The organism is Schnuerera sp. (assembly GCF_035459645.1).
Lineage (GTDB): Bacteria > Bacillota > Clostridia > Tissierellales > Tepidimicrobiaceae > Schnuerera.
In genome coordinates, this window is sequence record NZ_DATHXO010000470.1 from 1 (window position 1) to 1,612 (window position 1,612).

2 protein-coding genes are annotated in these 1,612 nt (G+C 26.6%); both read left to right on the top strand.

The window, feature by feature from the left end:
• The first annotated feature begins 538 nt into the window (after positions 1-538).
• Positions 539-796 carry a hypothetical protein gene (locus VK998_RS11075; protein WP_325228282.1) on the top strand — a complete coding sequence of 86 codons (258 nt, stop codon included), beginning with the start codon at positions 539-541 and terminating at the stop codon, positions 794-796.
• A 68-nt stretch (positions 797-864) separates the two neighbouring features.
• Positions 865-1,347 (top strand): hypothetical protein, encoded by a 483-nt coding sequence (locus tag VK998_RS11080; RefSeq protein ID WP_325228284.1) that lies wholly within the window; start codon positions 865-867, stop codon positions 1,345-1,347.
• Positions 1,348-1,612 lie beyond the last annotated feature (265 nt).

Consider the following 1,612-nt stretch of genomic DNA (forward strand, 5'->3'; position numbering starts at 1 on the left):
AATATTTGGGGCTGTAAGTTGGTTTGATGAAATTTATTCTGGGAAGCATAATGTATATTAGTACATTCAAGTGCCTATAGAATCAGCTGTAAATATGATAACCGTATTTTTTTATTTTTAATGTTAACACCTTATTTTAAAAGTTCAATTAAAGAATACAAAGAATATAGGGAATTAAGAAAGGGATATAAAGAATAAATAATTATAATTTAAAATCATAGTTACTATGCTTCATTCATATTATGCGTCGCCAAGTAATTTATAATATACAAAATCCAGTTTGTCACAATGCTAGTTATGCGAAACTAGAGCATATTTATTTATTAGGTTTGTTTGAGTTCTATTATTAGATAAATTCAAATTAGGGGGTTAGAAAGATATGTACGGATTAGATATAAATTTTGATTATAATACTACTAAAGAATATAAGTTTAGATATTAAAGCCAATGTGATTGTGCTTATTGCAGGAATTATTATAAAACTTTTAAAGTTAAATATATTAAAACCTCCAAATTATTGGAGGATTTTGGTTTATGTGTGGATTTCCCCTTAGAAGCTATGCCATTAGAATATGATAAAATAAGCAATGAAATGCAATATATATCGTATTATCCAGTTAAAGGTAGGATAGATAAGGATATCTTAATATTAAATTTAGAAGAACTTGAAGTAAGAATTTTAAAAGGAAGTGAAATAAACAATCCTTGTCCTAATCCTAAAATGAAATTACCATATTTATTAATAGAAATATCTGGAATCAAGTTAACTTGGATTTTGGATGAAGATATAGAATAGAAAATAAGTTAGTGAACATTTGTGGGAAATAATAGCTGAGTAAATAGAACTAGAAGGGATGATTATTAATGAAAAATAAAAACATATTTAAAATATCATTTTTCCTGCTTGTCTTAATATCAATATTTGTCTTTATCAGGTGGAATTCAGAGCTTAATAAAAATAATAGATATTTGACTGAGAAACTATTAAATGGTGCTTCAGATGCCTCTGGGACAGCTGGGGAACTATTTAATTTCGACTATGATAAAGTATATATTTTTGAACCTTACCAGTCTAAAGATGAAATGGAAAAGCAGATTGGATTTAAATCTCGTGTTCTTCAAGAAACAGTTAATGAAAATATGATAAATATCTTGTTTGTAAAAGATGATGCACCTGTTGCATATTTATATGGATATGGTTCAAATAATGGTTATTATATTGAAATGCCAACAGGTAATTATTCTAAAGCGGAATTGGAAAAAACAAGGTATAGGGTAATAACAAATGAAGTGGGTAATTCTTCTGGAACTGAAAAAACATATTTAAATTATATTTTCGAATTTTAAGCCTAAATCTATATATTTTATATTATACAAGTTAATTTAATAAAATAACAAATCTTAGCGGTTCATATCAGACTAAAAATCCTAGCCGATTTTTAAATTTAAGAAAATAGAAAGAGATGGCATATAAGGAAGAAAAGAATAAAACCATCTATTGAATAAACTAAAAGTAATACATACATTTACCATGCTACAGGGGAACGTGTCATAATAGTGATGGGTGCAGTTTTTATTATGAAATCAAGGGTTTCAGGAACTTTAACTAAAT

Excerpts from the sequence above, each read along its gene's own strand:
- VK998_RS11080 (WP_325228284.1), top strand. The coding sequence starts at position 865 with ATGAAAAATAAAAACATATTTAAAATATCATTTTTCCTGCTTGTCTTA.